The following is a 1,434-nucleotide window of genomic DNA, read 5'->3' on the forward strand; positions in this document are numbered from 1 at the left end:
GTGTCTGAAGTCACGACATATTTGACAGGGTGTGCCTGCAGAAGGTGTTGTGATCCTTGACAGGTCAGTCGCGACATAGTTGACACTTAGGGCTACCTCAGCTGTGTCGGTGACGCTTGACCGATGAGTCGGGACATATTTGACATCATGAACAGTCCCAACCGCAACCTCGCCATTGTCAGAGCCGTCAGAGACCAAGGTGCGACACCCACCAACGTCGCCAAACGCTTCGGCATCTCACGCCAACGCGTCCACCAGATCCTCAACGCCTACGACGCAGGCGGCGCAGATGCAATCGCACCAAAATCACGCGCCCCTCACACCCACCCGCACGCGGTACCAGAAGCGTTACGAAACGAAATAATCGGCATCCGCAAGCAACTCACCCGGCACGGACTTGACGCAGGGCCCGAAACCATTGCCTACCACCTTGAACAAGACGGCAAACGTGTCCCGTCGACTTCCACGATCCGCCGCATTCTCACGAACGAAGGGCTCATCACCCCACAGCCGAAAAAGAGGCCGAAAAACTCCTACATCCGCTTCGAAGCCGCAATGCCCAACGAATGCTGGCAAGCAGATATCACCCACCTCTTTCTTGCCGACAACACACGAGTAGAAGTCCTCGACTTCCTCGACGACCACTCGCGATACCTGCTGTCAATCACCGCGGCTGCCGCATTTTCAGGCGCTGCCGTCGCTGCCGAACTGGGTCGCCTCATTGCCCACTACGGTCCACCAGCATCCACGCTGACAGATAACGGCCTGGTGTTCACCGCCCGCCTTGCCGGACGTAAAGGCGGGCGAAACGCGTTCGAAAAAACACTCGCCAAGCACAAAATCCAACAGAAAAACGGCCGGCCGGGCCACCCACAAACCCAAGGGCAAAATCGAACGGTTCCACCAAACCCTCAAAAAATGGATCAACGCCCAACCCCCGGCACAAACCATCGACGAGCTGCAACAACTCCTCAACGAATTTCGCCAATACTACAACTGCACACGCCCCCACCGAGCCCTAGGCAGACGCACGCCACAACAGGCATACACCACCGGAGTCAAAGCCACACCCAACGACAACCCCAAAGAAGAATGGCGCACCCGAAACGACACCGTCGACAAAAACGGCAAAGTCACCGTGCGCTACGCCGGCAAACTCTTCCACCTCGGCATCGGACGCGCCTACAAACACAAGAAAATCCTCATGGTCATCACCGACAACCACATCATCACATCACTCGCCGAAACCGGAAAAGTCATCACCGAGCACTACATCGACACCGCCCGCGACTACCAAAAGGCCTACTGGAAACACGGCGACCCACCACTTCACGCCGAATGAACAAAACCGGCACCCCAGAACAAAAACAACTGGGGTGCCGGTCCGTCCAGCATGTCGCGACTCATCCGTCAAGCATGTCGCGACTCATGACA

The 1,434-nt window shown here is 56.9% G+C and carries 1 pseudogene; it reads left to right on the forward strand.

The features are described from left to right. Positions 1–147 precede the first annotated feature (147 nt). A pseudogene (locus tag HMPREF3120_RS09605) lies at positions 148–1,342 on the forward strand (IS481 family transposase). Positions 1,343–1,434 lie beyond the last annotated feature (92 nt).

It is taken from the genome of Corynebacterium sp. HMSC11D10 (assembly GCF_001806995.1).
GTDB lineage: Bacteria > Actinomycetota > Actinomycetes > Mycobacteriales > Mycobacteriaceae > Corynebacterium > Corynebacterium coyleae.